21 protein-coding genes and 1 tRNA gene are annotated in these 22,508 nt (G+C 57.9%); 9 read left to right on the forward strand and 13 right to left on the reverse strand.

What is annotated here, in order from left to right:
- The first annotated feature begins 340 nt into the window (after positions 1-340).
- Complete coding sequence (locus tag ALO43_RS19640) at positions 341-1,066, forward strand: amidotransferase (protein ID WP_005887507.1); 726 nt, start codon at positions 341-343, stop codon at positions 1,064-1,066.
- Between the two features lie 35 nt (positions 1,067-1,101).
- Here the strand turns inward: ALO43_RS19640 and ALO43_RS19645 are convergent, their stop codons facing one another.
- The 3 genes from ALO43_RS19645 to ALO43_RS19655 all read right to left on the reverse strand — a co-directional run bounded on the left by ALO43_RS19645 (position 1,102) and on the right by ALO43_RS19655 (position 3,281).
- Positions 1,102-2,073 carry a magnesium and cobalt transport protein CorA gene (locus tag ALO43_RS19645; RefSeq protein WP_053931337.1) on the reverse strand — a complete coding sequence of 324 codons (972 nt, stop codon included), beginning with the start codon at positions 2,071-2,073 and terminating at the stop codon, positions 1,102-1,104.
- Between the two features lie 124 nt (positions 2,074-2,197).
- Positions 2,198-2,887 (reverse strand): crotonase/enoyl-CoA hydratase family protein, encoded by a 690-nt coding sequence (locus ALO43_RS19650; RefSeq protein WP_053931336.1) that lies wholly within the window; start codon positions 2,885-2,887, stop codon positions 2,198-2,200.
- 100 nt (positions 2,888-2,987) lie between these two features.
- Positions 2,988-3,281, reverse strand: a complete 294-nt coding sequence (locus tag ALO43_RS19655; protein ID WP_005887510.1) for a DUF6388 family protein — start codon at positions 3,279-3,281, stop codon at positions 2,988-2,990.
- A gap of 159 nt (positions 3,282-3,440) precedes the next feature.
- Between ALO43_RS19655 and ALO43_RS19660 the strand changes: the two genes are divergently transcribed.
- Entirely contained in the window at positions 3,441-3,770 is a 330-nt protein-coding gene (locus ALO43_RS19660) for an EthD family reductase (protein WP_005887512.1), read from the forward strand.
- 1 nt (position 3,771) lies between these two features.
- On the opposite strand, the gene ALO43_RS19665 is transcribed toward ALO43_RS19660, so the two are convergent.
- Positions 3,772-4,191 (reverse strand): DUF4124 domain-containing protein, encoded by a 420-nt coding sequence (locus tag ALO43_RS19665; protein WP_054991553.1) that lies wholly within the window; start codon positions 4,189-4,191, stop codon positions 3,772-3,774.
- A 150-nt stretch (positions 4,192-4,341) separates the two neighbouring features.
- Here ALO43_RS19665 and ALO43_RS30955 point away from each other — a divergent pair, with 150 nt between their 5' ends.
- Entirely contained in the window at positions 4,342-4,509 is a 168-nt protein-coding gene (locus ALO43_RS30955; protein WP_005887515.1) for a DUF6021 family protein, read from the forward strand.
- Positions 4,510-4,561: 52 nt separating this feature from the next.
- Here ALO43_RS30955 and ALO43_RS19670 read toward each other — a convergent pair whose 3' ends face one another.
- The 3 genes from ALO43_RS19670 to ALO43_RS19680 all read right to left on the reverse strand — a co-directional run bounded on the left by ALO43_RS19670 (position 4,562) and on the right by ALO43_RS19680 (position 6,301).
- Positions 4,562-4,930 carry a c-type cytochrome gene (locus ALO43_RS19670; protein WP_005887516.1) on the reverse strand — a complete coding sequence of 123 codons (369 nt, stop codon included), beginning with the start codon at positions 4,928-4,930 and terminating at the stop codon, positions 4,562-4,564.
- Positions 4,931-4,996: 66 nt separating this feature from the next.
- Positions 4,997-5,527: a hypothetical protein gene (locus ALO43_RS19675; RefSeq protein WP_005887517.1), complete on the reverse strand. Its 531-nt coding sequence runs from the start codon at positions 5,525-5,527 to the stop codon at positions 4,997-4,999.
- 270 nt (positions 5,528-5,797) lie between these two features.
- Complete coding sequence (locus tag ALO43_RS19680) at positions 5,798-6,301, reverse strand: cupin domain-containing protein (protein WP_024670687.1); 504 nt, start codon at positions 6,299-6,301, stop codon at positions 5,798-5,800.
- A gap of 178 nt (positions 6,302-6,479) precedes the next feature.
- Here ALO43_RS19680 and ALO43_RS19685 point away from each other — a divergent pair, with 178 nt between their 5' ends.
- Both ALO43_RS19685 and ALO43_RS19690 read left to right on the forward strand, forming a co-directional pair.
- Positions 6,480-6,737: a DUF1652 domain-containing protein gene (locus ALO43_RS19685; RefSeq protein WP_005887520.1), complete on the forward strand. Its 258-nt coding sequence runs from the start codon at positions 6,480-6,482 to the stop codon at positions 6,735-6,737.
- Between the two features lie 525 nt (positions 6,738-7,262).
- Entirely contained in the window at positions 7,263-7,727 is a 465-nt protein-coding gene (locus ALO43_RS19690) for a DUF3429 domain-containing protein (protein ID WP_024670685.1), read from the forward strand.
- 287 nt (positions 7,728-8,014) lie between these two features.
- Here the strand turns inward: ALO43_RS19690 and ALO43_RS19695 are convergent.
- Positions 8,015-8,104, reverse strand: a tRNA-Ser gene (locus tag ALO43_RS19695).
- A gap of 178 nt (positions 8,105-8,282) precedes the next feature.
- Positions 8,283-9,032 (reverse strand): 3-oxoacyl-ACP reductase family protein, encoded by a 750-nt coding sequence (locus ALO43_RS19700; RefSeq protein ID WP_005887522.1) that lies wholly within the window; start codon positions 9,030-9,032, stop codon positions 8,283-8,285.
- Between the two features lie 113 nt (positions 9,033-9,145).
- Between ALO43_RS19700 and ALO43_RS19705 the strand changes: the two genes are divergently transcribed.
- A complete protein-coding gene (locus tag ALO43_RS19705; protein WP_005887523.1) occupies positions 9,146-9,712 on the forward strand; it encodes a cysteine hydrolase family protein in 567 nt (188 codons plus the stop codon).
- A 15-nt stretch (positions 9,713-9,727) separates the two neighbouring features.
- On the opposite strand, the gene ALO43_RS19710 is transcribed toward ALO43_RS19705, so the two are convergent.
- The 3 genes from ALO43_RS19710 to mfd all read right to left on the reverse strand — a co-directional run bounded on the left by ALO43_RS19710 (position 9,728) and on the right by mfd (position 16,548).
- Complete coding sequence (locus tag ALO43_RS19710; protein ID WP_005887524.1) at positions 9,728-12,484, reverse strand: DEAD/DEAH box helicase; 2,757 nt, start codon at positions 12,482-12,484, stop codon at positions 9,728-9,730.
- A gap of 75 nt (positions 12,485-12,559) precedes the next feature.
- Positions 12,560-13,084, reverse strand: a complete 525-nt coding sequence (locus ALO43_RS19715) for a CsiV family protein (RefSeq protein ID WP_005887526.1) — start codon at positions 13,082-13,084, stop codon at positions 12,560-12,562.
- An 11-nt stretch (positions 13,085-13,095) separates the two neighbouring features.
- A complete protein-coding gene (mfd, locus tag ALO43_RS19720) occupies positions 13,096-16,548 on the reverse strand; it encodes a transcription-repair coupling factor (protein WP_024690331.1) in 3,453 nt (1,150 codons plus the stop codon).
- Between the two features lie 189 nt (positions 16,549-16,737).
- Here mfd and ALO43_RS19725 point away from each other — a divergent pair, with 189 nt between their 5' ends.
- On the forward strand, positions 16,738-18,201 hold the full coding sequence (locus ALO43_RS19725) for a glyceraldehyde-3-phosphate dehydrogenase (protein WP_007252208.1): 1,464 nt from the start codon (positions 16,738-16,740) through the stop codon (positions 18,199-18,201).
- 146 nt (positions 18,202-18,347) lie between these two features.
- Positions 18,348-19,610 (forward strand): MFS transporter, encoded by a 1,263-nt coding sequence (locus ALO43_RS19730; RefSeq protein WP_053480580.1) that lies wholly within the window; start codon positions 18,348-18,350, stop codon positions 19,608-19,610.
- A gap of 66 nt (positions 19,611-19,676) precedes the next feature.
- Here ALO43_RS19730 and tcuC read toward each other — a convergent pair whose 3' ends face one another.
- Positions 19,677-20,969 carry an MFS transporter gene (tcuC, locus tag ALO43_RS19735; RefSeq protein ID WP_005887534.1) on the reverse strand — a complete coding sequence of 431 codons (1,293 nt, stop codon included), beginning with the start codon at positions 20,967-20,969 and terminating at the stop codon, positions 19,677-19,679.
- A 376-nt stretch (positions 20,970-21,345) separates the two neighbouring features.
- Here tcuC and ALO43_RS19740 point away from each other — a divergent pair, with 376 nt between their 5' ends.
- Positions 21,346-22,389 (forward strand): FAD:protein FMN transferase, encoded by a 1,044-nt coding sequence (locus ALO43_RS19740; protein ID WP_005887536.1) that lies wholly within the window; start codon positions 21,346-21,348, stop codon positions 22,387-22,389.
- Positions 22,390-22,508: the final 119 nt, after the last annotated feature.

Here is a 22,508-nt window from a genome sequence, read left to right on the forward strand (position 1 = left end):
GGGCGCGGTCAATTGACCGCTGGCCCGAGCGCTGAATGGATTTTGCGCGAATCCTGTTACAACTCTAACCATAGAGGTCATAAATGCAGGGGTTTATACCTGTTAGGCATTTGAGAGCGAAATAATCGATCTTAATGTTATTAACTATTGCAGCGAATGACCTGAAGGCCTTTGCTAGACACGTCGAACATAATCATCAGTTTTCTACCGTTCGTCCGAGTCGGATATTTCCTGCGATGATCAAGCATTCGTCTGGCACGCTCATCGCTTGATTTGGGCATGCCTACAGGGCAGTCTCCACCGTATATTCTCGCCTCATCGCCGCTTCAGGGTCCCATTTATGTCGTTACGCATCTGCATTCTTGAAACCGATAATCTCCGGCCTGAGCTGGTCGAGCAGTATCACGGGTATGGGCGGATGTTCGAGCAACTGTTCGCCCTTCAGCCTATTGCTGCAGAGTTGTCGGTATACAACGTCGTCCAGGGTGTCTATCCGGCTGAGAGCGAGCGCTTTGACGCCTACCTGGTGACTGGCAGCAAAGCCGATTCGTTTGGCACCGACCCCTGGATTCAAGTCTTGAAAGGTTATTTGCTGGGCTTGTATCAGCGTGGCGAAAAACTTCTGGGCATCTGTTTCGGCCACCAGTTGCTGGCTTTGCTGCTGGGCGGCAGAACCGAGCGGGCTGCGCAGGGCTGGGGTGTGGGTATCCATCACTATCAGCTGGCGTCGGCCAGGCCGTGGATGACCCCGGGCATGGACAGGCTTACGCTGCTGATCAGTCATCAGGATCAGGTCACGGCTCTGCCAGAGCAGGCGACGGTCATTGCGTCCAGTGATTTCTGTCCGTTTGCGGCCTATCACATCAATGATCAAGTGCTGTGCTTCCAGGGACACCCTGAATTCATTCACGACTTTTCACGCAGCTTGCTGGAGCTTCGCCAGGAGGCGCTGGGCGAGCAGCTGTATCGGCAGGGTGTCGCCAGCCTGGATCATGACCACCACGGGGCGATTGTGGCTGAATGGATGATGCGCTTTGTGGCCCACAGGCCCGATGATCGGGCCTGATTCAAGCTTTATCTGCGAGCGATGGATGCTCCACGCTACAGCCATCCCGACCGTTTGAAACTGGCGAACAGCGCTGCGCAGCCACCGAAGATCACGCTCAGCACGATGAAGTAGCCGTAGTGCCAGGTGAGCTCGGGCATGTTCTCGAAGTTCATGCCATAGATCCCGGCAATCGCCGTCGGGAAGGCCAGAATCGCAGCCCAGCCAGCGAACTTGCGCTGCACGATGCTTTGTCGCGAGGACTCCAGCAGCAAGCCGATTTCTATGGTCTGGCTGGCGATGTCGCACAAATTGCCCAGGTCTTCCATCTGCCGCTTGACGTGAATCTCTACATCGCGGAAGTAGGGGCGCATGTTCTTGTCGATGAAAGGGAAACTAAGGCGCTGCAGTTCTTCGCCCACTTCAACCATCGGCGCCACGTAGCGACGCATCCGCAGCAGGTCGCGGCGCAGGGCATGAATGTGCTGGATGTCAGACTCACGCAATGAACCGCCGATCACGCTTTGCTCGAGCATCTCGAGCTCGGCGTGGATGGCTTCGGTTACCGGTTGATAGTTCTCGGTCACGAAATCCAGCAGGGCGTAGAGCACGAAATCTTCGCCGTGCTCCAGCAGCAGCGGTCGGGCTTCGCAACGCTGACGCACCAGCCCATAGGACTTGGAGTGGCCATTGCGCGACGTGATGATGTAGCCCTTGCCGGCAAATATGTGGGTTTCGATGAACAGCAGCTTGCCGTTATCGCGAACGGGTGCGTAGGTCACGATGAACAGCGCGTCGCCGAAGGTTTCAAGCTTCGGGCGACTGTGAACTTCCATCGCATCTTCAAGGGCCAGTTCATGCAGGTTGAACTGCTCTTTCAGACTGGTCAGTTCGTCTGCGCTGGGTTGTTCCAGGCCGATCCATACGAAGTGTTCAGGCTTGGCGGCCCAGGCAGCGCCTTCTTCCAGACTGATATCGCGGACTTTCTTGCCTTTGCTGTATACCGCTGCTGCAACAACTCGACCCATGGTGCTATCACTTCTTCAATATGTCAGTGGCGCAAAGGTTCATGCGCGGTGCTGATCAGATTGATCAAATGCGGATGAGTTCGCCGTTAAGCAAAATCCCGCACATGCGGGCCAGCGTCGAGCATCAAAGCATGTTCTGACGGTCCTGCTCAATGGCTGTCTCAAGCGTGTCGAGCAGCGCTTTTCTGACCTTTAGCTTGGTCTTCCTGTGCGCGCTCATATTGATTTTCTTCATTTGCGCAGCAACCGCCAGAGCGGCGTCCCGCAGTTCTTCGACGCTGACTACCTTGTCCAGAAAGCCTGCGGCCATCGCGCCTTCCGGATCGAACATCTCTGCATTGATCACGGAGCGGTTGAAAGCCGATTTACGCAGTCGATCGCGGGCCAGTTCGATACCGGCGTGGTGCATGGTCATGCCGATCTGCACTTCGTTGAGCCCTATGCTGAACGGGCCTGCAACGCCTATCCGGTAGTCGGCGGACAGCAGCAGAAACGCGCCCTTGGCAACGGCATGGCCGGGGCACGCGACGATGATCGGGAAGGGGTGCGACAGCATGCGCCGCGCGAGCGTCGAGCCTTGAGTGACCAAGTTGATGGCAGCTTCGGGACTCGATGTCATGACCTTGAGGTCGTAGCCACCCGAGAGAATACCGGGCTGACCGGTCAGGATAACGATTGCCCGGTCCTTCTCCGCCTGATCCAGGGCCGCATTGAACGCAACAATCACGTCTGGAGAAATGGCATTGACCTTGCCATTGTTCAGGGTCAGCGTGGCGACACCGTCGTCCAGAGAGTACGAGACCAGATCACTCATGGTGTGATTCCTTTATTGAAGTGAGCAGACGTTACTCATCCACAAAGACGAGGTAAAGTGCTGACTGCCGGGTCACGAAACAACGCGTGCGCTTATGTGCTCACGGCTGGATATCATTCAGGCCGCAATACTCGTCCCATTCCATGCCCAGTGCTTCTGCCACCTGGGCATGGGCCTCCAGACGCATGCTTTTCAGCTGTTCAGGTGATTCGGCAATCAATTCCAGTGCCAGCTCCCACGGCTCGATGCCCTGCGTCTCGGCCTCGTCCTCGAATGCCCATTGCAATTGCTGCTTTTGCTCCTTGGGGCTCAGCACGCTTATTTCATCTTTCAGGGTCGGATGGGCCGCGAGGTATTTCGCCAGCGCAGCCTCGTTCCACTCAAGTGTATTCATGCCTGTTCCTCATACTGTTTGATGGCCGGGGCCGTGGTGATGGGCGACCCGACAAGACGGCGTGATTGTGCGCGAGCCGCTCATTGATGTCAGCAGCTGAACGCGACAATCGCCAGAGGGTCCGAGCATTTGTGACCAATCAATCAAGAGGACATCGATATGATCAAAGTCAGCGTGCTGTATGCGTATGAAGAGGGCGCCCGTTTCAACCATGATTACTATCGCGACAATCACTTGCCACTGGTGCAGGAACTGATGGGTGACTACTGCAAGGGCTACAGTGTCGACAGAGGTATCGGTGGTGCTACGCCAGGTTCGGACCCAGCGTACATCGCCATGTGCCATATCTATTGCGATTCCATCGAAGACTTCGAAGCCGGGATGGGGCCGCACTCAAAGCGGATTAATGGCGACATTATCAACTACACCGACCTGATCCCCGAGATACAGATAAGTGAAGTGCGTGCAGAGGTCAAAAACGCTCAGTAAGTTACCGGGCGCCATCCTGGCGAGCCGTTTGTTTTTTTGAGGACATGCCGCCCGAAGGATCGAAGCACTGACTGTTGTAGAGCGGGCTCTGACATTGCGAAGGCACGTTCGGTGCTGGAGGGCGGTTTCGCTGATAGGCCTTGTAGCGCTCCGTTTCGTACACTGTCACACGAGTGCGACCGCCGACCTTCAGGTATTCAGTGGCCTTGAGGTTGGTCTTGTGCACGTAATCCAGCGGCTCGCCCTCGCGCCGTATGTTCGGTGGCCCCTGACGCTGCAGCGCGCTTTGTGCAGTTTCATCGCAGGGGATCGACGCATAGCTCACCTTGCCCTGCGGCGACGTGCATTTGAATATCTCGCTGTGCGCAGTGTTCGCACCCAGCAAGGCTGCCAAGGCAAGTGTGATTGAAAGCCTTTTCATGGTTTCTCCCTATATGGCGCAAGGCTACCAGTTGCTTCCAGGTGTCGCCAGACCCTCTTGCTGCAAGGGGCCGTTCGTCAGTCGCGTCGCACGGTTATACCGATTTGCTTTCTGAACATCAGGTTCTGAATTTCAACAGTGGAGGCGCATATGACCGGCACACCGCCAGGCAACAACGAAGACAAGAATCATCCGGGCTTTGATGAAGAGTCACCGAAGACCAAAGACCCGCAAATCGACCCGACCGAGCCTGCAAAGACTCCGGCCAGTGATAAGGGCAGCAAGGATGACTACCCTCCATACACGCCCGACAAGTAATTGACCGATTGCCCTTGGTGAGCACCGAGGGCAATTCGTTTTCCGGCTTTTGCTACTTGTTTGCATCCAGGTATTCGAGCAGATCTTCCATTTTTTCATCGCTGCCCATCCACCATAGTTTCATCCGCGTACCAGGCACGACCTCGCTGGGGTCCTTGATGTAGGTGCGCAATTCTTCTCGATTCCAGACCACCCCGGAATTTTTCATTGCGTCGGTATAGACATAGCCTTCCTGCTGCCCCGCCTGCCGACCAATGATGCCGTTCAGTGGCGGGCCAAAAGCGCTGCGTGCTGAAGGGCCTATCTTGTGGCAGCCGGAGCACAGCCGCGTAAAGACCGCTTTGCCGGCTTCCGCATCGCCTGCACCTTGTGCAGGCGAGTGCAGCATCAAGGCCAACACCAATAACGCCGTCTTTTTCATCTATACCCCCTCGCGCATCCGGCCATTCGGTCAAAAGCGGCGAATCTTAACGCAGTTTTCTTCCGCTCACTTGCTGGCAGGCACCTGACTCGCCAGTTCATCGAAGTCACGCTTGTAACTCGCCATCTCGGCTGCACTGACGAAACTCTGTTCGAGCACCAGCTTTTTCGCTCCGGCCTCGAGACTGTCGAGTTGATGGAGAAAACGCTTCTTTTTTCTGGCTTCCATTCGTACGCCCGCTGCGTCGATTGACTGGCGAAGCTCTTGCGCACGGGTGTGGACAAATTCCTGCCCGCGTCGATCAACCGTCAGGCTATTGTTCTCGAGGTAGCCCTCCAGCCCGGTCTTTTTCAACACCAGCCAAAGAGCCTGATCCGGAGTGAATGTGCCTTTGAATTTTTTCACTTTTTTGCTGCTGTCCGCGCCGAGATTGACGTTGATCGGGCATCCGGAGCGATGAGCCAGTTGCTGCAGCGCCTCGTCCAGGCGTTGCGATGGCATGTCGTAGGCGACAGGGGCCATTTGACACGCGGCATAGGCCGGAGCACCTGCCATGCACGCAACGGTGAGGGCCAGCATTTTCAGGGTTTTTTTCATGTTTGCAGGGTTTTCATCTGAATGGACAGGGCTTGGAAATCGTTTTCTGCTGGATGTTCCCTATCTGCCCGACATGCGAGAGCCGTCGTATGCGGTGTATACCAAAACCTGTGAGGCGCATGGCAAAGAGGTCGTGCTCAAATTGCGGACAAAGAAAAGCCCGCGATGGGGGGTAGCGGGCTTAAGGTCTTGCTGGGAATTGAGTTAACAATAAACCCGCGAACGTGAAAAAAGCGTGAACTGCCTGATACAAATTTAAAACAATTGAAATCAGGGTTCGCCGTCCCAGTAATCAAGGTTTTCAGAGGTCCGCTGGTTGGCGCTGAACACACGGGTTCCGTTGGCTGAAACCATCGCCTGATACTTGCCTGAGTCCGGGTATTCACACACCTCCGGCGTCTCCCGCGTGCTGATCGACAGGTATTTCAGCGGTGCCTGCGAAGTATTGATGATCTGGTGAGGGTATTCAGCGCCTGGCGGGATGAACACGATGTCGCCCGTCTTGATTGGCAGCAGCTCGCCTGCGACACGCAAACTGCCTTCGCCCTCGATGATTACGAACATTTCTTCCTGCGCATGATGAAAGTGATAAGGACACGAGCGTTTGCCTGGCGCGACAACGTCAATCGAGGCCCCAAGCTTTTGCGCCGCGGTTCCCGTGCCGAGGCGGGCAGCTGCGCTTTCATACAGCGGCTCGCGAATTTCCTGTGCGAGTGGCGCCTCATTGAAGTTGCGGATCAGACGAGACGCCAAGTCACGTGCGCGTTCATTCATGTCGTCGAGGCTCTGAGAGTTCAGGAGAGAGTACTTTAGACCAGAGAGGGGGATGCGTTACAAGCCAGTGCCTTGATCAGGCAAAACAGCCTGCTGTAGTTGCGCAGTTCGGAAACCTATTGGCATAAAACTCGTCTACACTTCACATCACGATTTGGCCCTTTTCAGAGGACGCACCATGTTTTCAAAAACCGATATTCAGCGAGTTCTTGAAACAGCTTTTCTGCCTTCCCGGTGCGAGTGCGTCGTAGCGTCGAATGAAACCTTCTCAGTGAAGCTTCTGCACCCTCAATCAGGCGATATCCAGTTATACGTGATGGGGCTGTCTTTTTCCGAGGTAGAAAGCAGCAGATCCATCGCGCGGCTGGTGCTGTCCCTGAGAGAGCAGAGAGACCTTATGGGGCAGATGGAATTGTCCATGCGCCGACTGGCGTAGGACGAGAGCGGACATTCCAGCACCGAGCTTGAGGTATGCCTTTAAACAGGCGAGTGTGCTGAGACAGTTGTAGTAGTCAGATGACACCGTGTACTGCGACATCCACATGCCTGTGGCCGAAGGAAGAGAACTACTCCAGCGGGTTACCACGTTGCGAGGCTCTAAAGCCTACCCGAGCCTTGATAGGGTTCTCGAGCACATGCAGGACGAGTTCAGTGCCTCAATCGACATCGTTGATAACTCACTGACTTGGCGACCTGGTGCCAGTAAAACTCGCCACGCTCATAGAGTTTCTTTATCCCGCATACCCTGCTAAATGTCATTACCGGCATCGTACGATCTTGGTACTCTCGGCACCGCCATGTTGATTCTGCGCCAGAAGGCTTCAGAGAAACTGTAAACCGAGAAAGCAATCAGCCCTGATATCATTATCACCATCAACTAACCAGTTGGAAGATTTTGGAGCGGGTCTGAAGCCTTTTTTGGGTCTTCAGCCCTGAGTTTTGCTCACTGCAAGGAATACAAATGAACGCGTTACCTTCAACCTCTCTGCCAAAGCACGTCAGACTGCTGGGTTATGGCGGTCTGTTGCCGTTTATTTTTCTAGCGCTGCTGGTCCCGTTCTCTCTCGACTATCGGCCGTTGATTACGATTGCGCTAGTTAACTATGGTGCAGTTATCCTGAGCTTCGTCGGAGCCTTGCACTGGGGTTTCGCCATGACCGCGCAAGACATGAGTGCCGAGCAGAGAAGCGCCCGGTTCGTCTGGAGTATCATTCCTGCGCTTATTGCCTGGATTGCCACGTTATTGCCAATGCCATTGGGTTGCTTGCTGTTGGTCATCGGCTTAGTTGCCCACCTCCGGCAGGACAGACAGCTGTTGCGGATTATTAGCTTGCCCGCCTGGTACCTGCCGATGCGGTTGCGGCTTACCCTAGTGGCTAGCGCCTGCTTATTGCTTGCCGCGATAGTTGAGGCGCTTCACTCGTGAAGCCTCCTGTGCCTGGCAGTGGGGCCAGGGCAAGCTTCAGGTGCTTGGCGAATTACTGTCAGCGTCGGGGAATGTGCATCGGCTGAGGTGCTTGAAATGGAGCGTCAAAGGCGGCGAGTTTCTCGGGATCTCACTGCAGTCTCGCGATGCAAAAGCGACTGCTGAAACATAGAGGGTCGCCCCCAATCCTGAGCACTTCAGCAGTTTGATTGAATCTTTCAGACCCCAGAAACCACAAAACCCCTGAAATTCTTCAATGAATTCAGGGGTTTTGTGTGTTTCAAATATGGCGGTGAAGGAGGGATTCGAACCCTCGATACAATTTCTTGTATACACACTTTCCAGGCGTGCTCCTTAAGCCACTCGGACACCTCACCGTATCCCGACGACAACGTTGTGTCTGCCGAGGCGCGCTAATGTAGTCGAAAGCTTTTCTTAACGCAAAACTTTTTTTCAGATTTTTCATGTGGTTAAGCAAATAAATGCTTATTCGCCAGTAAATGGCTCAGGCAGGCGATGCGGCCCCGTTTCATGGGGCCGCCTGTCTCGGGGCGATCAGGCGCTGAAGCCGCCGTCGATGGTCAGGCTGGCGCCTGTGATGAAGCCAGCTTCAGGGCCGGCGAGGTAGGCAACAAAGCTGGCGATTTCTTCGCTTGTGCCGTAGCGGGGGAGCGCCATCAGCGCTTTCAGGCTTTCGGCGAATTCGCCTTGCGCCGGGTTCATGTCGGTGTCGACCGGGCCGGGCTGTACGTTGTTGACGGTGATGCCTTGCGGACCGAGGTCGCGGGCCATGCCTTTGGTGAGACCGATCAGGGCCGATTTGCTCATGGCATAGGTCGCGCCGCCGGCAAAGGGCATGCGGTCGGCGTTGGTGCTGCCGATGTTGATGATACGGCTGCCTTCCTCCATATGCCGGGCGGCTTCCTGACTGGCGATGAACACGCTGCGTACGTTGATGGCCAGCGTCCTGTCAAAATCCTCCATGCTGAATTCGTTGAGCGGGGCAATCGCCAGCACGCCTGCGTTATTGACCAGGATGTCCAGTCTGCCAAGGGTTTCGGCGGTTGTCTGCACCGCCTGGCGCAGAGCTTTCTCGTCAGCGCTGTCGGCATGAATAGCCAGTGCTCTTCCGCCGTTGGCATTGATGCTGTCTTGAATTTCCAGCGCATTGACTTCGGAGTTGGCATAGGTAAATGCCACTGCGGCGCCGTCTTTGGCCAGTCGCCGCACGATGGCTGCACCGATGCCACGTGAGCCGCCTTGCACCAGCGCTACTTTGCCAGCGAGTTTGAGGTGTTCGATCATGGTGTTCTCCTGTTGGGCCGGTCTCGGGCAAGCCTTGGCTTGTCGACGATTGCGACCAGAATAGACCCTGATTGCGATAGTCTTGCTGAACCAAAAGTTCGGACTGATTCATCATGGATATTCAAGGCAACTGCGCGTTGATCCTGATCGACCTGCAACAGGGCATCAATCACCCCAAGCTCGGGCGGCGCAATAACCCGCAGGCAGAGACGCATATCAGCGCGCTGCTTGACGCTTGGCGGCATTGCGGACGCCCGGTGATCCACGTGCGACATTTTTCGACATCGCCTGAGTCGGTGTTCTGGCCTGAGCAGTCTGGCGTCGAGTATCAATCGGCATTTCTGCCAAACGCCGATGAGCGTGAGCTGAGCAAGCAGGTGCCTGACGCATTTTGCGGGTCGTTTCTGGAGATGTGGCTGCGTTCTGACGGGATCAGGCAGGTGGTGATCGCGGGCGTGGTGACCAACAACTCCGTCGAATCTACTGCGCGCAGCGGTGGCAATCTGGGCTTTGAGGTGGTGGTGGCGCATGACGCCTGTTTCACCTTCGACCAAAAGGACTTCTTCGGCACGCCGCGCAGTGCCGAAGAGGTGCATGCGATGTCTCTGGCCAATCTGCACGGCGAATACGCCACGGTCTTGTCCACGGCGCAGATTCTTCAGTCCGTCACTGGAGAATAAGCGCTTCGGGTCAGGTCACTTTCGGGTCTTTTTCGGCGCTGCGGGCAGCGGTGCGAAAAGGGCCTGCAGGTCTTCGTCGCGCAGCTTCCAGTCGCCGCTGGTTCGGCCGTCCAGCACGCCGGCTGCCAGTGCCGATTTTTCCCGTTGCAGGCGCTGGATTTTCTCTTCCACGGTGCCGCGCGCTATCATTTTGTAAACGAATACCGGCTTGTCCTGGCCGATGCGATAAGCGCGGTCAGTGGCCTGGTTTTCTGCTGCCGGGTTCCACCAGGGGTCGTAATGGATCACGGTGTCGGCGGCGGTCAGGTTGAGGCCGGTACCGCCGGCTTTCAGGCTGATCAGGAAGATGGGCAGCTTGCCGCTCTGGAAGTCGTGAATCGGTGTGCGTCGGTCACGCGTCGAGCCGGTCAGCAATGCGTAGGCAATGCCGCGCTGTTTCAGCTCTTCTTCGATCAGGCTGAGCATCGAGGTGAACTGGGAGAACAGCAGAATCTTGCGACCTTCGGCCAACAATTCCTCGAACATCTCCATCAGGCTGTTGAGCTTGCCCGAGGTGCCTTGCTTGCTGTTGGCCGGCATGTCCTGATTGACCAGTCGCAGGTCGCAGCACACCTGACGCAGCTTGAGCAGCGCCTCGAGAATGATGATCTGGCTGCGCGCCACGCCCTTGCGGGTGATCTCGTCTCTGACCTTTTTGTCCATCGCCAGACGCACGGTTTCATATACGTCGCGCTGTGCGTCGTTAAGGTCTACCCAGTGAATGATCTCGGTCTTGGGTGGCAGCTCGGTCGCCACCTGCTCTTTGGTGCGGCGCAGCAGGAACGGCTTGATGCGCGCATTCAGGTGATGCAGGCGATCCTGGTTGCCGTGTTTTTCAATGGCCGTACGGTAGTTGCTGTTGAATTCCTTGCTGTTGCCCAGCCAGCCGGGCATGAGGAAGTGAAACAGTGACCACAGCTCGCCCAGGTGGTTTTCCAGCGGCGTGCCGCTCAGGCACAGGCGCTGACGTGCATTGAGGTTGCGTGCAGCCTGGGCAGCCTTGCTATTGGGGTTCTTGATGTACTGCGCTTCATCGAGAATCAGCACGTGGAAGGGCTGCTTTTCAAGCAGCTCAAGGTCCCTTGGCAGCAGCGCATAGGTGGTCAGAATCAGGTCGTAATCCTGCAGGTTGCCTGCGTCCTGATGACGATTGGCACCATACAGCGCCAGCACCTTGAGGTCTGGCGTAAAGTGCTCGGCTTCGTCCAGCCAATTGGGGATCAGGCTGGTCGGCATGACCGCTAGCGCAGGTCGGTCGAGGCGTCCGGCCTGTTTCTCCATCAACAGATGCGCCAGGGTCTGCAGCGTTTTGCCCAGGCCCATGTCATCCGCCAGTACGCCGCCCACTTCCAGCTCGCGCAACGACTGCATCCAGCTGAGACCTTCCAGCTGATAGGGCCGCAACGTGGCGTTCAGGCCATCGGGCAGGCTGACCGGTGCGTCCTTGATGTTGATCAGGCGCTCGGCAAAATGGCGCAGACGGTCGCCGCCCTGCCAGGTCAGCGGCAGGTCTTCAAGCTGGGTCAGGCGTGCAGCATCGGCCTTGCTCATGCGCAGCGCGTTGTTGCCGTCCTGACGCCAGTAGAAATCACCCAGCGTCGCCAGCACCGGCTTGAGCCGGCCGTAGGGCAGGGCGATCTGCACCGGGCTGCCGCCGCTCTGGGTGAAATGGTTGAGCTGCACCAGCAATTGTTCTTCGTCGCCGCGTTTGGCCACGGCGGTAGGGCTCATCAGTTCGGGATGGCTGCGAATCAGGTTGATCAGGATCGGCAGCAGGCTCAGGCGCTCGCCGTTGACGATAATGCCCAGTTCCAGGTCGAACCAGTCGCGCTCGTTTTCTTCGTCGATTACCGCGTACCAGTCTTCCACTGGCGTGACATCGAAGCCGAACTCTTCCTGAATCTCGATTTCCCAGCCTTGCTCACGCAGCCGGGGCAGGTCGTCGAGTACGAAATGCAGCCATGCCTTGTCGTTGGGCAGTTCGTACATGTCACCAGCGCTGTCAGGCAACGCCTTGCTCTGCCGGGTTGCGACCTTGAAGCCCAGATCGGCGAGTTCCTGACGCAGCTGCCGTTCCTTCTCGCCCTGGCGACGTATGCGCAGCGTTTCGGTTTCGGTGTGTTCGATGATGTCGCTTTTCTGGTTGACCAGATCACTGCCCAGCGAACTGACCAGAATGCTCACGTTGGTGGTGCCGACCGCGTAGTGCTTGCCGTAGGCAAATGCCAGTGCGGCGCGATGCTGGATGTGTCGCTGCATGCGGCCGTTACGTGGCTCGTAGGCACTGAACTCGATGCTCGCCAGTATCAGTCTGGGGCGAGGTTGCAGGTCATCGATCAAGCGCTCCGGCAGTTTGAGTCGTTGCACTGCCTGCTGTTCGACCTGTTGCTCTATCTCCCGCTGGTGCGAACTCAGAGCGGCCTGTAACAGTGGCCGGTTTTCCGGGTCCTGAAGAAAGAGCATCGCTGCCACGCAATGTTTGCAGTCGTTGCGAACCGGGCAGGTGCATTTGCAGGTCAGGAAGTTCTTGTAGCGATCAGGGTCTTTGAACAGCAGGGTCTGGGTATAGATCTGCAGGCCAGAGCCCCGGCATGCAGTACGGATGATCTGCGGGCTGGAGTCTTCCAGCACGATGCGTTTTTGCCGGGCATAGTCACGCCCTCGCTCAAGCGTTCGATCGTGGAATAAGTCTGTCCAGGCCGCGGCCAGGACTTTTTCAAGGATGGACGACAAGTTTTAAAAAGCCCTACGCCGCAGCGATACTCAAAAGAAAGGGAGCGCCGCAGCGTCCCTTGCGTACGTAAAAAATCAAAGAGGAGAAACCTTGATCAGCAACGCGAGGTTGCCATTATCCAGATAGGTCAGCTCGCCATTTTTCACCCTGGCGGTCTGCTTCAGCCGTTCGCTGCTGATGACCACGCCGTGCGGGTCCAGCTGATTGACCCAGAATTGCGCATCGATATCAGTGAAGCGCGCCAAGGCGAGAGTCACGGTGCCCTCGATAGGGAAATGCCCGAGTTTCTCTTCACCGCTGGTCACCGCCATTTTGCCGGGCTCGGTGCCGATGTTCTGCTGCCAGGCGCGCTGCATCAGCACGTCATAGCCGCCGCTGCCTTGAAGTTTACCCGCCAGATCCATCAGCGCGGGGCTTCGTTCATTGCCCGAGTCGATTCTCTGCGCGCCATTGTCCCAGTTTTCCGGCACGCGCTGGCGGGTCGAGGCGGGTTCGCCATGTTGGCGAAACAGCAGGACCTCGACCTGATACAGGCCGTCCGCGAACGCTGTCGGGGCGACCAGCGTCAGCAGCAGGATCAATGAACGGAACAAAAGCATGCGTGAATCCTTCAAGCAGTTTTCGGGGTCAGGCGCTCAAACAGCGCTTCGATCGTATTGAAGCGCTCTTCCGGACGCTCCATTGGCACCATGAATTTGAACAGTGTGGCACCCTCGAACTTGTAGCGGTTGGGCTGGCTCTGGATCAGCTTGATCAGCGTCAGCGGGTCAACCGGGGTATCGGCCGCGAACTCGATACGGCCACCCTGGGGACCCGCGTCGACTTTCTTGATACCCAATTGTTCGGCCTGCAACTTGAGCAGCGTGATCCGGACCAGATGCTTGGTCGGCTCTGGCAGCAGACCGAATCGGTCGATCATTTCGACTTGCAGGTCCTTCAGCGCGTCTTCGTCTGCCGCGTTGGCAATGCGCTTGTAGAGAATCAGGCGGGTGTGTACGTCTGGCAGGTAGGCTTCCGGGATCAGGGCCGGCACGCGCAGGTTTATTTCCGGACCGCCGCCCAGCGGTTGATCAAGGTTAGGCTGTTCGCCCTTGCGGATGGCCTTGACCGCACGCTCGAGCATCTCCATGTACAGCGTAAAGCCCACTGCCTGGATCTGCCCGCTCTGGCCGTCACCCAGCAGCTCACCTGCGCCGCGGATTTCCAGGTCATTGGTGGCAAGCACGAAGCCTGCGCCGAGGTCCTGAGTATTGGCGATTGCTTCCAGGCGCTTTTCGGCGTCATGGGTGATCTGCTTGCGCGGTGGGGTCAGCAGGTAGGCATAGGCCTGGTGGTGACTGCGCCCGACGCGACCGCGCAACTGGTGCAACTGAGCCAGGCCGAACTTGTCCGCGCGTTCGATGATGATGGTGTTGGCGCTCGGCACGTCGATACCGGTTTCGATGATGGTCGAGGCGATCAGCACATTGAAGCGCTTGTGGTAGAAGTCGCTCATGACCTGCTCGAGATCACGTTCGCGCATCTGCCCGTGGCCGATGCCGATACGCGCTTCCGGCACCAGTTCGGCCAGGTCTGCCGCGCATTTCTCGATGGTCTTGACGTCGTTGTGCAGGTAATAGACTTGCCCGCCGCGCAGTAACTCGCGCAGCAGGGCTTCCTTGATCGTCGGTTTGTTCTGCTCCATGACGAAGGTGCGTACCGACAGCCTGCGCGCCGGTGGCGTGGCGATGATCGACAGATCACGCATGCCCGACACGGCCATGTTCAGGGTGCGCGGGATCGGTGTTGCGGTCAGGGTCAGAATGTCGACTTCGCTGCGCAGCGCCTTGAGCTGTTCTTTCTGGCGAACGCCGAAGCGGTGTTCTTCGTCGATGATCACCAGACCGAGGTTTTTGATCTTCACGTCGTCCTGCAGCAGCTTGTGCGTGCCGATGACGATGTCGATCTTGCCTTCTGCCAGATCGGCAACGGCAGCACTGACTTCCTTGGCGGATTTGAAGCGGCTCATCACCTCTACAGTTACCGGCCAGTCGGCAAAACGGTCGCGAAAACTGTTGTAGTGCTGCTGGGCGAGAAGTGTGGTGGGCACCAGGATTGCGACCTGACGCCCGCCGTGAACGGCAATGAATGCGGCACGCATGGCCACTTCGGTCTTACCGAAGCCCACGTCGCCGCACACCAGTCGGTCCATCGGTTTGGGCGCCAGCATGTCGGCGCGCACGGCTTCGATGGTGGTCTGCTGGTCCGGAGTTTCCTCGAACGGAAAACCGGCACTGAACGTTGCGTAATCGGCTTTCGGGTCGGCGAACGCATAGCCTTCGCGGGCGGCGCGGCGCGCATAGATATCGAGCAATTCGGCCGCCACGTCTCGGACCTGTTCGGCTGCCTTGCGTTTGGCCTTCTGCCAGGTTTCCGAGCCCAGCCGGTGTAACGGCGCCATCTCGTCATCGCTGCCTGTATAGCGTGCGATCAGGTGCAGGTTGGCGACCGGTACGTAAAGCTTGGCGTCCTCGGCGTAGGCCAGCATCAGAAATTCAGCGACCTGGTTCTCGACTTCCAGCGTCGCGAGTCCCAGATAACGACCGACACCATGATCGATATGCACCACCGGCGCGCCTTCGCGCAGCTCGGTCAGGTTCTTGATCACGGCATCGTTGTTGCCGCCGTCGGTGCGTTTTTCACGGCGCCGACGCTGCATCACGCGTTGACCGAACAGCGGGCTTTCCGCAACCAGCGCCAGCGCAGGCTGTTCAAGCAGCAGGCCGTCGTCCAGCGGTGCGATGGTGATTGCCAGGCGGTCTTTGCCGTCGACAAAATCGAGCCAGCTGTCGACCGTTTTCGGGCGCAGCTTCAGGCGCTCGAGCAGTTCCAGCAGCACTTCACGACGTCCGGCGGATTCGGCGGTGAACAGCACGCGACCGGGGAACTCGTCGAGGAATTTCGATAATGCCGCCAATGGCTGGGTGGCCTTGGCTTCGATGGACAGGTCTGGCAGAACCTGCGCAGGAAAGCGTTCGCGTCCGGCGCCGGCGTCTACGTCCTGCTGGCTCGCCACCACGCGCGGCCAGTTCTTCAGGCGCGCGAAGCAGTCTTCCACCGGCAGGAACAACTCGGCCGGAGGCAGCAGCGGACGGGTCGGATCGACGCGACGCTCTTCGTAACGATTGCGCACGTCGTTCCAGAAGTTCTCTGCTGCCTGCTCGATGCCTGGCAGCGAGAACACTTGGGTGTCCTGCGGCAGGTAATCGAACAAGGTCGAGGTTTCTTCGAAGAACAGCGGTATGTAGTACTCGATGCCGGCCGGGGTAATGCCGCTGCTCAAGTCCTGAAAGATCGGGCTGCGTCGGAAGTCGACATCGAAGCGCTCGCGAAAGCGCGCCTTGAAGCGCGTGACTTCCTCTTTCTGCAGCGGAAATTCGCGGGCCGGCAACAGACGCACCGATTCGACCTTGTCGATGGAGCGTTGGGTGTCCGGGTCAAAGGTGCGCAGGGTTTCGATCTCGTCATCGAACAGGTCGATGCGAAACGGCAGCTTGCTGCCCATCGGGAACAGATCGATCAGCGCCCCACGAACAGTGAACTCGCCGTGCTCGTAAACCGTGTCCACATAGCGGTAGCCGCTGGCTTCCAGACGGGTGCGCATGGCGTCCACGTCGAGCTTCTGACCGACATCCAGCACCAGGCTGCTGCCAAGCAGGAATTTGGTCGGCGCGAGTCTGTGTAGGGCCGTGGTAATAGGTACTACCAAAACGCCATGCTCCAGCTCCGGCAAGCGGTAAAGGCTGGCGATACGCTGGGAAATGATGTCCTGATGCGGCGAAAACAAGTCGTAGGGCAGGGTTTCCCAGTCCGGGAAGTGCAGCACCGGTAGCGTGGGGGCGAAAAACTTCAGCTCTTGCTCAAGACGCTCGGCGCTTTGGCTGTCGGCGGTCAAAAGCAGGGTGAAGCGCTTGGCTGCGCTGGCGGCCTCGGCAATGGCCAGGCTCAGTGCAGCACCGGGAAGGTTGCCCCAGTGTTGTTTGCCTGCAGCGGCAGAAAGATGCGGTAGACGCAGAACGGGCACGGAAGGTCAGGCTCCAGGCGTTGCGACAGGGGCGGCGATTGTAACGGGGGAAGGTGGTGGCTGTCAGTTTTCCAGCGTGTTACCTGATATTTACGGCCAGAAATTATGTAGTGCCGGCTGATCTGACAGCCGCGCATTGCTCATAAACACTGGCGCGGTCATAATGTAGCCCCTTTTTTCAGCCCCTACATGTGGAAGGTTCCCGTGACTCAGAAGCCCGACCAGTGTCTTGGTGAATGGATTGATCGTGAAGCCCTCGCCGAAGCGATGATCCCTCTCATCGGTCAGCTCTACCGCAATAACAACGTGGTAAGTTCGATCTATGGCCGCAGCCTGATCAACCGTTCAGTCATCGCGATTCTCAAAGCTCACCGCTTCGCGCGTCATCGTCAGTCCGATGCGGTCGAGTTGTCCGTACATGAGACGTTCCCGCTTATAAAGGCGATGAGCGAGCTCAAGCTGGGTGCCGCTTCGGTGGACCTCGGCAAGCTGGCCGTGAAATTCAAGACTGAAGGCAACGGTCGCACGCCTGAGCAGTTCGTGCGCGAAGAACTCGCCAGTGTAGTGGGTCAGCAGGGCACCAGCCCGCGTAAAGGCACCGACGTCGTGCTGTACGGTTTCGGCCGTATCGGTCGTCTGCTGGCGCGAATCCTGATCGAGAAGACTGGCGGCGGCGATGGCTTGCGTCTGCGCGCCATCGTGGTCCGCAAAGGTGCTGAGAACGACCTGGTCAAGCGTGCCAGCCTGCTGCGCCGTGATTCGGTACACGGCCCGTTCGACGGCACCATCACCATTGATGAGGCCAACAGCACCATCACTGCCAACGGCAACCTGATTCAGGTGATCTACGCCAAGAACCCTACCGAGGTGGATTACACCCAGTACGGTATCAAGGACGCCTTGCTGGTCGACAACACCGGTGTGTGGCGTGACGCCGAAGGTCTGGGCCAGCATCTGGCGTGCCCGGGTATCGATCGCGTCGTGTTGACCGCGCCTGGAAAAGGCAAGCTGAAGAACATCGTGCACGGCATCAACCACGGTGAAATCACCGCTGACGACAAGATCGTTTCTGCGGCATCCTGCACCACCAACGCCATTGTGCCGGTGCTGAAGGCTGTCAACGACAAGTTCGGCATCACCAACGGTCACGTCGAAACAGTTCACTCGTACACCAACGACCAGAACCTGATCGACAACTTCCACAAAGGCGATCGCCGTGGCCGTAGCGCTGCACTGAACATGGTAATCACCGAGACCGGTGCCGCCACTGCTGCTGCCAAGGCATTGCCTGAACTGGCCGGCAAGCTGACCGGTAACGCGATTCGCGTTCCGACGCCGAACGTTTCGATGGCCATTCTCAACCTCAACCTTGAGAAGCCGACCTCCCGCGAAGAAATGAACGAGTACCTGCGCTACATGGCACTGCACTCGGACCTGCACAAGCAGATCGATTTCGTGAACTCGCAGGAAGTGGTATCCACCGACTTCGTGGGCTCGCGCCACGCCGGCGTCGTGGATGCCGAAGCCACCATCGTCAACGACAACCGCGTTGTGCTGTACGTCTGGTACGACAACGAATTCGGTTACAGCCACCAGGTTGTGCGCGTGATGGAAGACATGGCAGACGTCAATCCGCCAGCTTTCCCGCAATAAGCCTGAACGCTTGAGTTGCCGGGCCTGACCGGGCAGCGATAAAAACGGGCCGAACCCTGCGCCAGCAGGTTTCGGCCCGTTTCGTTTTGTGGTGTGTCGTGAGAATCTGTCAGGCGCAGCCCATAACAATGACAGAGCGGTAAAGGATGAGCAGTTCGGCCATGGACGATTCGCAGCAACCACTCAGAAGCAGCTTCTTCCTGCTGTTTTTGACGATTTTCATCCCCTTTGGTCTGGGGCATTTCGTTTCCTACCTGTTTCGTACTGTCAACGCAGTGATCTACGTTGACCTGCAAACCGACCTCAGCTTGCCTGCGAGCAGCCTCGGGCTGCTGACGGGCGTGTATTTCCTCAGCTTCGCAGCCGCGCAGATTCCCCTCGGCGTAATGCTCGATCGTTATGGCCCGCGCAGCGTACAGGCGCCGATGCTGTTGTTTGCGGTCGCCGGTTCGGTCATTTTTAGTGTCTCCAGTACCGAGACGGGGCTGCTGATAGGGCGTGGTCTGATCGGGCTTGGGGTAGCGGGCTCGCTGATGAGTGCGATCAAGGCGTGCGCCATCTGGTTGCCGGTCGAGCGTTTGCCGCTGAGTACCGCCTGCCTGCTGTCGATTGGCGGACTGGGCGCGATGGCGTCGACCACGCCCCTGCATGTACTGCTGAGCTGGTTGACCTGGCGGGAAGCGTTTCTGATTCTGGCGCTGCTGACCTTTTGTGTGGCGGTGGTCATACACCTCAGTGTTCCCAAGGCCTACGAGAGCAAAAGTACCCGCTACAGCGATATGTTTGCTGCGGTCGGCAAACTGTACTCGTCATGGACGTTCTGGCGTCTGGCGTTGTACTCGGTGTTCTCCCACGCCATCTACATGTCGGTCCTGTCGCTGTGGATGGGGCCGTGGTTACGCGATATGGCGGGCTTGAGTGATTCGGGGATGGCCAATGTGCTGTTGTTCGGCGCTATCGCAATGGTGGCGGGGTCCCTGGCGTTCGGCACGATCACCGATTATCTGCGCAGGTTCGGCGTGCAGCCGATCATGATCTGCGGCACCGGAATGGTGATCTTTATCGTCTTCCAGATGCTGATGGCCAGCGGCTTGCCAGTATCTCCATACCTGATTGCCATGGGTTTCAGCTTCTTCGGGACCTCGACCACCATGAACTACGCCATCGTGGCGCAATCGGTATCACCGGAGCTTGCGGGAAGGGTCAGCTCTTCCTTCAATCTGGTGGTGTTCGTGCTCGCGTTTTGTCTGCAATGGCTGATAGGGGCGTTGCTGAGCTTGTGGCCAGTCGGGCAGGGAGGCGGGCATCCACTTGAGGCCTATCAGTGGTCGCTGGGTCTGATGATTGCGTTGCAATTGCCTGGCGTGCTGCTTTGGCTCAGCTTCCGGCCCTGGAAGCGTATTGCCTGAAAACAAAAAACCCCGGTCCGAGATACCCGGGCCGGGGTTTTGTTTGTCTACAGGTCCAGCGATGAATCAGCTGGCGGAAGCCGCGACTGGTGCTTCAAGCTTTTGCCCATTCTTGCGGAACAGTACCAGCGTCGCGATCAGACCCAGCACGGCTGCGCCGGTCAGCCAGATGCCTGGCGCTGCCTTGTTGCCCAGCTCGTGGATCAGGTAGGTACAGGCTGCCGGAGTAAACCCGCCAAAGGTCGCGGTCGCCAGGCTGTAGGCCAGCGAGAAGCCGGTGGTGCGCACATCGACCGGCATGATCTCGGTCAGGGCCACGACCATCGCGCCGTTGTAAGAGCCATACAGGAACGACAGCCACAGCTCGACCATCAGCAGGTTGCCGAAGCTCGGGTGCGCAACCAGCCAGGACAGCGCAGGGTAGGCGGTAGCAATGGCCAGCACTGTCGCCGCAATCAGCAGCGGCTTGCGGCCGATACGGTCCGAGAACGAACCCATGATCGGCAACCAGATGAAGTTCGACACGCCGACACAGACCGTCACCAGCAGGCTTTCGAGGTCAGTCAGGTTCAGCTCGTTCTTGCCGAACGTCGGGGTATAGGCTGTGATCAGGTAGAAGGTCACAGTGGTCATGACCACCAGCGCCATGCCACCCAGCACCAGGCCGAAGTTCTGGCCGATCGAGCGCACGACTTCACGCAGGGTTGGACGATGCGTGCGGGCTTCGAACTCAGGAGACTCTTCCAGCGAGCGGCGGATGATGAAGATTGCTGGCACGATCAGGCAGCCGATCAGGAACGGCACGCGCCAGCCCCATTCACCCATTTGCTCCGGGCTCAGCCAGTGGTTCAGGCCAACGCCCAGCAGACCGGCGAACACCACGGCAGCCTGTTGACTGGCGGACTGCCAGCTGACGAAGAAGCCTTTGCGGCCCGGGGTCGAGATTTCAGCCAGATAGACCGAAACACCGCCCAGTTCCACGCCCGCCGAAAAGCCCTGCAGCAGGCGACCCAGCAGTACGAGCAACGGCGCAATCACGCCCAGCGTGGCATAACCTGGCACGCAAGCAATCAGCAGAGTGCCCATTGCCATCATTGCAAGGGTGATAATCAGTCCCTTGCGCCGTCCGTGACGGTCAATGTAGGCGCCGAGAAAGATTGCTCCCAACGGGCGCATCAGGAAGCCTGCGCCGAAGGTCGCCAGCGATAGCATCAACGATGCAAAAGCGCTGTCGGAAGGGAAGAAGGTCTTGGCAATGGCCGTGGCATAAAAGCCGTAGACCATGAAATCGAACATCTCGAGGAAGTTACCGCTGACAACGCGAAAGATCGCTTTGCCCTTACTGGTGCTGGAGGCCATTTAGTTACTCGCTCAGGCTCGTCGGCTTGGAGTCCGTTGTCGTTGTTATCCGTTTACATCGCCGCTACGTGTGTGCGAATGGCGATGCACACTTGTAACAGTATGTGTAAAGAGGCTCAAAAACAACCGTTTCGGCGATTTGCTATCAACTGACGAGCACTTGACAGATGGGAAAAATAAGACAGCGTCGTCAGGCGTGGTGGTGGCGTATCCAATGAAGAATGAATGGGCTGAACGCTCGTATGGGAACCCTCTGACTGTCAGAGACCACTCACTGCTCCGTTCATCCTCGCCTGGGCGTTGTTTATGGCGCGCCCCGATATGCTGCGATGAACATCTTTCTGACTTGCCCGCCATTGCATGCAAGTTGCTTTGAATGGTTTTTAAGCTGCGGGGCACGGATTTGCGCGGGTTTGGCAGAATTGCAGGGTGCCTGGTGTTACTTGTGTGCGGCGGTTGTGGTCGCGAGCGAACGCTGGAAAGCTTCGGCGGGCCGACCATGGGCAGTCACTACTCTGTGGTGTATGTGCGCGCTGCCGGCCAGCCCGAGGCAGCAGCGTTGCGGCCAGAGGTAGAGGCGATTCTTGACGAGGTCGACCACCAGATGTCGCTTTGGCGTAGCGACTCGGACATTGAACGCTTCAATGCGCTGCCTGCCAACAGCTGTCAGATCATGCCCGAATCAATCCTCAAGCTTATCGGTGTCGGCGAACAGCTCTCCCGAGACAGCGACGGCGCCTTTGACTTAACAGTCAAACCGCTGGCGGACTTGTGGGGGCTGGGTGCTCATGGGCCTCTCGAACAAAGGCCGTCGGCACGACAACTGGACGTGACCCGCAAGATCGTCGGCTATCGCAACTTGCGTATCGTCGGCCAGCAACTGTGCAAGAGCGCTGCTGTGCAGGTAGACCTCAACAGTATCGCCGCCGGTCACGCGGTCGACCGTATCAGCCAACTGATGAGCACGTTGGGGTTGCACGATTACCTGGTGCAGGCCACAGGCGAAATGAAAGTCAGCGGTTTCAAGCCCGACGGCTCGCCCTGGCGGGTGACCCTCGATGTGCCAGGCAGTGAGGGATACGCCACGCAAAAAGTGTTTCCCCTGAACGGTTACGCTGTTTCTACCTCGGGCGACTACCATCGTTACACCGAAACCGATGGCCTGCGTATTTCCGACACGCTAGACGCGCGGACCGGCAGACCCATCCAGCACGCGCTGGCCTCTGTCACTGTTATTCACCCCTCTGCACTGATGGCTGATGGTCTGTCTTCCCTGTTACTGATGCTCGGTCCGGAGCGAGGCTGGAATTATGCGCAGGAACACAAGATCCCTGCTTTTTTTGTGATTCATGCCGATAAGCACTTTATCATCCGTAGCAACGCGTCGTTTGATCGCCTGGCTGTGGAGCAACCGCGATAAGGCGAGAGCACGGAACAGCCGATAACGCACCCTGCGCAGACAAAAATTGGCCTTCGACGCGACCAAGGGTTAATGTTCCCCGCCTCGTTGAAGCGCTAAACTGCGCCGCGTGATTTAGC

The sequence above is a fragment of the Pseudomonas tremae genome (assembly GCF_001401155.1).
GTDB lineage: Bacteria > Pseudomonadota > Gammaproteobacteria > Pseudomonadales > Pseudomonadaceae > Aquipseudomonas > Aquipseudomonas tremae.

Bases quoted from the DNA above. Each gene is read 5' to 3' on its own strand.
- ALO43_RS19725 (WP_007252208.1), top strand. From the start codon at position 16,738: ATGTGGAAGGTTCCCGTGACTCAGAAGCCCGACCAGTGTCTTGGTGAA.
- ALO43_RS19655 (WP_005887510.1), bottom strand. From the start codon at position 3,281: ATGAATACACTTGAGTGGAACGAGGCTGCGCTGGCGAAATACCTCGCG.
- ALO43_RS19660 (WP_005887512.1), top strand. From the start codon at position 3,441: ATGATCAAAGTCAGCGTGCTGTATGCGTATGAAGAGGGCGCCCGTTTC.
- ALO43_RS19675 (WP_005887517.1), bottom strand. From the start codon at position 5,527: ATGAAAAAAACCCTGAAAATGCTGGCCCTCACCGTTGCGTGCATGGCA.
- ALO43_RS19740 (WP_005887536.1), top strand. From the start codon at position 21,346: ATGGTTTTTAAGCTGCGGGGCACGGATTTGCGCGGGTTTGGCAGAATT.
- ALO43_RS19700 (WP_005887522.1), bottom strand. From the start codon at position 9,032: ATGATCGAACACCTCAAACTCGCTGGCAAAGTAGCGCTGGTGCAAGGC.
- ALO43_RS19690 (WP_024670685.1), top strand. From the start codon at position 7,263: ATGAACGCGTTACCTTCAACCTCTCTGCCAAAGCACGTCAGACTGCTG.
- ALO43_RS19640 (WP_005887507.1), top strand. From the start codon at position 341: ATGTCGTTACGCATCTGCATTCTTGAAACCGATAATCTCCGGCCTGAG.
- ALO43_RS19670 (WP_005887516.1), bottom strand. From the start codon at position 4,930: ATGAAAAAGACGGCGTTATTGGTGTTGGCCTTGATGCTGCACTCGCCT.
- ALO43_RS19685 (WP_005887520.1), top strand. From the start codon at position 6,480: ATGTTTTCAAAAACCGATATTCAGCGAGTTCTTGAAACAGCTTTTCTG.
- ALO43_RS19715 (WP_005887526.1), bottom strand. From the start codon at position 13,084: ATGCTTTTGTTCCGTTCATTGATCCTGCTGCTGACGCTGGTCGCCCCG.
- ALO43_RS19650 (WP_053931336.1), bottom strand. From the start codon at position 2,887: ATGAGTGATCTGGTCTCGTACTCTCTGGACGACGGTGTCGCCACGCTG.
- ALO43_RS19645 (WP_053931337.1), bottom strand. From the start codon at position 2,073: ATGGGTCGAGTTGTTGCAGCAGCGGTATACAGCAAAGGCAAGAAAGTC.
- ALO43_RS19705 (WP_005887523.1), top strand. From the start codon at position 9,146: ATGGATATTCAAGGCAACTGCGCGTTGATCCTGATCGACCTGCAACAG.
- ALO43_RS19730 (WP_053480580.1), top strand. From the start codon at position 18,348: ATGAGCAGTTCGGCCATGGACGATTCGCAGCAACCACTCAGAAGCAGC.
- ALO43_RS30955 (WP_005887515.1), top strand. From the start codon at position 4,342: ATGACCGGCACACCGCCAGGCAACAACGAAGACAAGAATCATCCGGGC.
- ALO43_RS19680 (WP_024670687.1), bottom strand. From the start codon at position 6,301: ATGAATGAACGCGCACGTGACTTGGCGTCTCGTCTGATCCGCAACTTC.
- ALO43_RS19665 (WP_054991553.1), bottom strand. From the start codon at position 4,191: ATGAAAAGGCTTTCAATCACACTTGCCTTGGCAGCCTTGCTGGGTGCG.
- tcuC (WP_005887534.1), bottom strand. From the start codon at position 20,969: ATGGCCTCCAGCACCAGTAAGGGCAAAGCGATCTTTCGCGTTGTCAGC.